Annotated in this window: 5 protein-coding genes and 2 rRNA genes; 4 read left to right on the top strand and 3 right to left on the bottom strand. The window is 39.9% G+C overall.

Going from position 1 to position 5,798, the window contains the following annotated elements; genetic code table 11:
• Window positions 1–62: ribosomal RNA gene (locus BM126_RS21735) — 16S ribosomal RNA — on the bottom strand; the annotation flags it as partial.
• A gap of 539 nt (window positions 63–601) precedes the next feature.
• Here BM126_RS21735 and BM126_RS21730 point away from each other — a divergent pair.
• The 4 genes from BM126_RS21730 to BM126_RS21715 all read left to right on the top strand — a co-directional run bounded on the left by BM126_RS21730 (window position 602) and on the right by BM126_RS21715 (window position 4,671).
• The gene (locus BM126_RS21730; protein WP_090991397.1) at window positions 602–1,171 is read left to right on the top strand and encodes a tyrosine-type recombinase/integrase; all 570 of its coding nucleotides are present in this window, start codon (window positions 602–604) and stop codon (window positions 1,169–1,171) included.
• A gap of 1,098 nt (window positions 1,172–2,269) precedes the next feature.
• Window positions 2,270–3,487 (top strand): replication initiation protein, encoded by a 1,218-nt coding sequence (locus BM126_RS21725; protein ID WP_090991396.1) that lies wholly within the window; start codon window positions 2,270–2,272, stop codon window positions 3,485–3,487.
• Window positions 3,488–3,626: 139 nt separating this feature from the next.
• Entirely contained in the window at window positions 3,627–4,424 is a 798-nt protein-coding gene (locus tag BM126_RS21720) for a ParA family protein (RefSeq protein ID WP_090991395.1), read from the top strand.
• Complete coding sequence (locus BM126_RS21715; RefSeq protein ID WP_090991394.1) at window positions 4,408–4,671, top strand: hypothetical protein; 264 nt, start codon at window positions 4,408–4,410, stop codon at window positions 4,669–4,671. The genes BM126_RS21720 and BM126_RS21715 overlap by 17 nt, the downstream gene beginning before the upstream one ends.
• A gap of 44 nt (window positions 4,672–4,715) precedes the next feature.
• Here the strand turns inward: BM126_RS21715 and BM126_RS21710 are convergent, their stop codons facing one another.
• Both BM126_RS21710 and rrf read right to left on the bottom strand, forming a co-directional pair.
• Window positions 4,716–5,558 carry a tyrosine-type recombinase/integrase gene (locus BM126_RS21710; protein WP_090991393.1) on the bottom strand — a complete coding sequence of 281 codons (843 nt, stop codon included), beginning with the start codon at window positions 5,556–5,558 and terminating at the stop codon, window positions 4,716–4,718.
• Between the two features lie 147 nt (window positions 5,559–5,705).
• Window positions 5,706–5,798: ribosomal RNA gene (gene rrf / locus BM126_RS21705) — 5S ribosomal RNA — on the bottom strand; the annotation flags it as partial.

Raw genomic sequence — 5,798 nt, 5'->3', positions numbered from 1 at the left:
ACTTGCATGTATTAGGCACGCCGCCAGCGTTCGTCCTGAGCCAGGATCAAACTCTCCGAAGAAATGTTTGACTTGCTCATTTGCTTTTAGAGTGTATGCTCACTATTTTAAAACGTTGGCGCTTAGTTTTGTTCAGTTTTCAAAGAGCAATCACTTTAACAACTTAATCATCATACCACGAAGTTGAATAGTTGTCAACTTCTGCGAAGAAAATCAGTTATTTTTTAAAATCGCTATCTCTTAGCGACTACCTAATCTTACTACTACTTCAATAAGACGTCAATAGTTTTTTTCAAGAACATGTTCGATCTTGTTTTTACTGCTCTATCAATAATTTCTAAGATCAAAAAATGCCTTGCTTGCTAAATAAGCAACTCCCTTATGATAAAAGAATTTACACATGATGTCAATGATTTTTTCAGCCAGTTACTTTATGTATGATTCTGTAGACGACCGTACATTCATTTCCTTGATTTCATTGACTTCCTTCGTTTTTAATCCTTATAATGAAGATAAATACATAAAATCATACATTCAAGTATCCGTTTTATATGGCTTCACAACCTTTTCGGAACATCTTGAAATAGAAAGGGACAAAATTATGAACCCTATTAAGAACGTGCAGCCTATTCGGAACCGGCAGCAGCTGGAAGATATGAAGTGGGCGCTTAAACGCCATTGTTCGGAACGTGATTATATTCTGTTTGTCCTGGGCTGTGAAACCGGGCTGAGAGTTGGAGATCTATTACGACTCAAAACCAAACAGATTCTGAATTTGAAAGGAAAGCACACGAAGATACTGCGCATCAAAGAGGGAAAAACACAAAAAATCAGGGAGATGTACCTTGAAAACTGCTTCCAGGAAGTCTACGGCTATGCCGTCCATGTGGACAGTGAATGGCTTTTCCCATCCCGTAAGGGGGACGGCGCCATCACGCCAACCCAGGCCTACCGGCAGTTAAATAAGGCTGCCGACTTTGCTGGCGTCGACCATGTCGGCAACCATACCCTGCGGAAAACGTTCGGATACTGGTTTTACAAAGCGACAAAGGACATTGCTATGCTGCAGGGTATTCTGCATCACTCGGACCCTTCGATTACCCTGCGGTATATCGGCATCACAGAAGAAGAAACCAACAATGTCTTAAAAACCTTCAGTGTGTTTAAATAACGGTTCCGAACGAAGGAGCAGTCTTTGACTGTTCTTTTTTTTACTTCCGAAAAAAAAATCCTTGTTGCCAGACGTCCATCAAGGCTGTTTTTAGGGGCTTGAATTCCCTGCCCATACTTTTCTATTCAAAAAAAAATCAAAAAGCTTAGAAAGGCAAATACACAGCTTAAACAGCGTATTTTTTAAAAACCTCTTGGTGAATCATGCACTTTTATGCCTGTTTTTCATTTTTCCTTTTCGGAACCCTTCGAATCCTAGATCTGCAGCTTTATCTACTTTCAGTTTTCTCTCTTTCTTTTTCTAAAGCATTTATTTTCTCTTAACTCACATCTTGTCTGACTGTTCACATCAAGACAGCACACCTTTCTCTCTTGGCCGGCGATATCTTTAGAGTGCCAGAAGACCTCAGCATTCCAAAAGGTACGTTGGCAGGGTGAGGTCTTCTGGCGTTTACGAAAAAGAATGAGCCGGTCTGAATATGTATAAGATCCTGCTAGAAATAAGACAGAAATAAAACCAGACATTGAATTCTTTTGGATTTCTCTCTTTTTTTTGCTCTATCAGAGGTGTAAAGGCAGCTCATAAAATACTTTGTCCATGATTTTTTAAAGGTCCCGTTGTGTAATCATTTTTCCTCTTGTGAAATCTCTTAGGTTAAATCCAGATAATGAGAACCTTTTTTTAAAAATAATAGTCTTCAATCTTTGACACATAAATTTGTATTTTGACTTGCCACAACAAAAATTTTCGGAATTTTCAAAACAGAAAATCCCCTGTTGTGTTTGTTTTACTAATATTGTTTTAATTGTTTTACATTGTTTTAATTGTTTTCGGAGGCCTCAAACCCTTGGTATGACTGGCCTCAAGACCTCTAACTATAACATTTTCGGTCCCAACTATAACATTTTCGGTCCCAACTATAACATTTTCGGTCCCAACTATAACATTTTCGGTCCCTGAACTATAACATTTTCGGTCCCAACTATAACATTTTCGGTCCCAACTATAACATTTTCGGTCCCAATTATAACAAAAAAAAAAACAGTTATAATTGTTTTTTTTTGTTATAATTATGAGATGTGAAAGGAGGGATTCCTCATGAAAATTTCAGAAATCAACGAAATGCAGAATAACCATTTGGTGACTAAGTCGAATATGCTCATTGAAGCAAATTATAAATTAGGTGTGTTGGAGCAAAAAATCATCCTTTGTCTGGCGAGCCATATCACACCTGCAGATTCGGATTTTAAAACATACACCCTGCCTATTCAGGAATTTACAGACCTGCTGAATTTAAAGGGCAAACCCAAATATACAGCACTGAGACAGATTACGAAGGATTTGATGAAAAAGGGATTTGAAGTGCGGATTGAAAAAAAGGTCATACAGGTTTCGTGGCTCAGCTACGTAGCCTATAACGAAACGGAAGGAACTATAGACATAAGGTTTGATCCCTTCCTGCGTCCGTACCTGCTTCAGCTGAAAAGGGAATTCACAAGCTATAAACTTGAGAATGTGGTGAAGCTGAAAAGCTCCTATGCCATAAGGATCTATGAATTGCTGAAGCAATATGAAAGACTGAGGGAAAGATCCTTTTACCTGGAGGACCTGCGCAAAATGCTCGGGGCTGAGGATATCTATCCTGCTTATGGAAACTTTAAGCAGCGTGTTCTTGTACCGGCCCAGAAGGAACTGAAGGCTAAAACGGATATATCCTTTGAAATAGAAGAAATCAGGACAGGACGAAGAGTGGATAAAATCAAATTCTTCATCACTTCAGGAAGCAATGGAAAAGCTGATCCATTGGACCTGCTTCAAAATCATTTGCAGGAATTTGCCGATACGTTTATAGAGAAGGTGAAAAAACTCGGCTTAAATCTGGGGGTAAGATTAACGGACGAAATCATTCTTTCATGGGAAAAGCATGGACAGGACAATGTAGTGAGCCTCCTGGAGAAAATACAGGACCGCAAGGACATCGAAAACCCCGTCGGATACATAACCAAGGTCTTAAAGGCATCAAACAAGGATGATGAATCAGAAGACATCCTTGTACGCTTAGTATCCGACTTCAGAAAATCAAAGGAAGTACTGCCTGCTTGGTATATACGGGAAAAGTCCATTGAAAAAATGGAGGAAGTACTGAAATTGGATCATGAATCAGCAGCCGTTACATTTGAAGAAATTAAAGAAGAATTATTTGGAGCTCTGCAAATTCAGGAGCCGGAGGCTGAAAGTGATTCAATAGAGGAGCTAGAAAAGCGCAAGCGCAAGTTCGAAAAGCAACTTAAAAAATTAAAAAAAGGCACTCATTAATGAGTGCCCTTTTTTTAATTGGATGACAAAGGCATCGTATAAAATAAGAAGAAAACAACGTTAGAAGAAAGGAAGAAAAGAAGAAAAGAAGAAAACAACGTTAGAAGAAAAAAATAAAAGAAGAAAGGGTGATAAAGGGATGGCGATTACTATTACAATGGGAATTCAAAAAGGAGGCTGCGGCAAATCCACCACAACCGGCATTCTCACGCACTTGTTGAGCAGAAATGGATATAGGGTCCTTGCAGTGGATATGGACTCACAGGGCAACCTTACAGAGCTTCTGTCTGAGCAGCCTTCAAATGAGTATATGGGGAAATCCGTGCTGGAAGCGATGCAGGAAGATAATGTTGAGGGCTACATACTGAATATCACCGATCACCTCGATCTTCTGCCTGCCAACAACTTTTTGGCAACTTTTCCGCGCTGGCTTTATACGGGAAAAACATATAAAGGCGATACTATCCCTTTTAGCGGAAATCCAAGTTCTGTCTTAGATCATGCTTTGGAGTCCGTCAGGGACAGATATGATTTTATCGTTATTGATACTCCTCCCTCCTTAAGCGAGCAGACAACAAATGCACTGTGTGCCAGTGAATACGTGGTTGTTTTATTCGAATGTTCAAATTGGTGCTATTCAGCTATCCCGAATTTCATGGATTCTATCCATGGAGCGAATGAATTCGGAAAGAGAAATACTCAGGCAATCGGCGTGCTGCGCACGATGAATGATGTAAGGCGAAGCGACGCCAAGGCCTTTAATGAACTAATTGCGGAAGATTACCCGGACCTGGTATTTGATACGGTGATTACCAGGAAGGCGCCTGTTGGTAGATTATCTCTGTATGGATTTAACCAGAACGCTGAACTGCGGCAGGCATTGGGACAATACGAAGGATTCTACAAGGAGTTGATCAGCCGTGTCGAAGGTAAATGACATTAAAAGTAAAATGCGCAGTAAAAAGCACATTAGCCCCAGCTTTGCCTTGAACGAAGAAGTATTACCGGAAGAAACTAAGGAACGTTTAAACAGTGGAAAAAAAGAAGAAAAGAAGAAAGACCGAAAACGGGTATCCTTCGATCTAAGAACAGACCTTCATAAAGAACTGAAAATGCAGTCGCTGCTTCAGGAAAAGAACATTTATCTATTGATCGAGGAAGCATTGGAACAGTATCTTAAATGAACACGATAAAAAGAAATACCCGGTTATTCGGGTATTTCTTTTTATCAATCAAATGTATTTTGAATAGCCGCATCAAGCCCCTGTCCGGATTCTTTGATATAGCGTTTAGTCATATTTAAATCCTTATGGCCGACCAGCTTTGAGACGGTTTGAATCTCAATTCCTTTATCGATAAGATTCTGGCAAAAAGTATGTCTCAACTTGTGCGGGCTCACATCATACTTGCTCAGCATATATTGAACCGCCCTAGGTGTCATACGCTGGTTAACACTCGATAAGAAGACTGCTTCATTCTTGGCCTTCAGAGAGTCTTTATAACGCTTAATATGCTCACTGGCAGCTCTTGAGAGGGGGATAACCCGTTCAATCTCGCCTTTTGAATCCCGGATAAGAATAGATTCTCTTTCACCGTCTTTTTTTATATCGGTGTGATTTAATTCACAAAGTTCGGAAACCCGAATCCCGGTATGAAGGAGAACATAAACAATAGCGATGTTCCGCACATTTCCTTCGTCTTCCACTTCTTTTATTAGTGCTGACTGTTCAGCTAGCTCCAGTGACTCTGGTGGTTCATCCTTCTTTTCCTTTGCTTTGCGGTCAATGTTGGCCACAATCTCTGGTTTGTTAAGAAACCGGGAAAACACAGTGATGGCTGTATAATGCTTTTCGATTGTTCCGGCACTTTTATTGGAATCGTCCATATAATCAAGATAGGCCTGCACATGGGTCGATTCAATCTCTTCTATTTCTTCTTTCATCCATTGAAAAAATTGAGAGAGAACACCTACATATGTTTTAGCCGTACTGTCTGATTTATTTTGATCCATTAGCCATTCAGCAAAAGAATGAAGGATTTGGTCAGTATTTCGGATTTCTTCTTTATTCATCAAAAATCCTCCCGCCTAGAGTTCATCCAAACGCTTCAGATGAAAAAATATACAAAAAAACCTTAGGAAAAATCCTAAGGTTTTTTTGAAAAGAGATAGGATTTTGAACCTGCATTCTTCGGGTTATGAATCCTAAAACTAGAAATTGCTTGGCGGCGTCCTACTCTCACAGGGGGAGAACCCCCAACTACCATCGGCGCTGAAGAGCTTAACTGCCGTGTTCGGAATGGGAACGGGTGT

Origin of the sequence: Bacillus sp. OV322, assembly GCF_900112495.1 — a bacterium.
GTDB lineage: Bacteria > Bacillota > Bacilli > Bacillales > DSM-1321 > Peribacillus.
Note: the sequence above shows the minus strand (reverse complement) of the source record. Positions and strands in the feature narration are given on the sequence as shown.

Bases quoted from the DNA above. Each gene is read 5' to 3' on its own strand.
- BM126_RS21730 (WP_090991397.1), top strand. From the start codon at position 602: ATGAACCCTATTAAGAACGTGCAGCCTATTCGGAACCGGCAGCAGCTG.
- BM126_RS21725 (WP_090991396.1), top strand. From the start codon at position 2,270: ATGAAAATTTCAGAAATCAACGAAATGCAGAATAACCATTTGGTGACT.
- BM126_RS21720 (WP_090991395.1), top strand. From the start codon at position 3,627: ATGGCGATTACTATTACAATGGGAATTCAAAAAGGAGGCTGCGGCAAA.
- BM126_RS21710 (WP_090991393.1), bottom strand. From the start codon at position 5,558: ATGAATAAAGAAGAAATCCGAAATACTGACCAAATCCTTCATTCTTTT.